This is a genomic window from Aphanothece microscopica RSMan92, assembly GCF_046613545.2.
GTDB lineage: Bacteria > Cyanobacteriota > Cyanobacteriia > PCC-6307 > Cyanobiaceae > NIES-981.
In genome coordinates, this window is record NZ_JBKKKY020000406.1 from 1 (window position 1) to 531 (window position 531).

1 protein-coding gene is annotated in these 531 nt (G+C 75.0%); it reads right to left on the minus strand.

Annotation, left to right across the window (positions count from 1 at the left end):
• Positions 1-531 (minus strand): hypothetical protein (locus tag ACLD7X_RS18260; RefSeq protein WP_411425105.1); only part of this gene is annotated, 531 nt, incomplete at both ends.

Sequence of the window (531 nt, forward strand, 5' to 3'; positions counted from 1 at the left end):
CTCGGCCGCCACCGCGGCGCCCTCGTTCTTGCGGTGCAGGATGCGCCCCTCGAACACGGCACGCGCGGCCGCGATGTCGCCGGTTTCCGTGGGCAGGACCGCGGCCAGGTGCAGCGTCGGATCGGTGGCGCCCAGTTGCGCCAGCGCCGCCGGGGCGCGGTCGCCAAAGGTCCGGGCGATGGTGTTGACCACGGCCAGCGCCCGGTCGGGATCGGTGCCCTCCAGCTCGGCGCGCAGGGCGTCAGCCTCGCCGCGGTCGAAGTAAAGGATCTCGCGCGCCTCGGGCGTGAACTCGCGGTGCACCGTCTCGGCCACCGCGATGCGGCGCTGCACGCTCTGCGGATCGGCCACGTCCACGGGTTCCACGGGAAGGATGCCCCGGTCGCGCACATGGGCCAGCCGGTCGCGGTCCAGGCTTTTCCGCGTGTTCTCGGCAATGCCCGCCAGCCGGTTGACGCGGCCCACGTCGGCGGGGTTGCCGGTCGGGGTCTCGCGCAGGCGGGCCAGCTCCTCGGCCTGCCGCGCCGGGGG